This window comes from Streptomyces sp. NPDC059524 (assembly GCF_042749255.1).
GTDB classification, from domain to species: domain Bacteria; phylum Actinomycetota; class Actinomycetes; order Streptomycetales; family Streptomycetaceae; genus Streptomyces; species Streptomyces xanthii.
The window spans coordinates 30,098-30,400 of the sequence record NZ_JBHYTK010000097.1; positions in this window are offsets into that span (position 1 = coordinate 30,098).

Here is a 303-nt window from a genome sequence, read left to right on the forward strand (position 1 = left end):
GGAGAACCCCCGCGCCGTGGGGCACGGCGGCGCTTCTGTTCATGGGGCCTCCCATGTCTGAAGCCATGTCGGAAGACATGCCTGTCGTCTCGAAGTCGCCGTTGTGTCACGGCAGTTCGGAATCGAACGGGGAAGCTAGCAGACATGGGGGATGGTCCCCAAGGTGCGATAGAGACAGATTGAGACGTCTGGGAGATTGGTAAGCCCTGCTCCACTTGTGTTGCTGTTCCTCCTGGGGCATCAGCGGGGCGGCCCCGGTACCGGACCGGAGGCTGGCGCCGACCGGCCGGCGCGGGGCAGCGC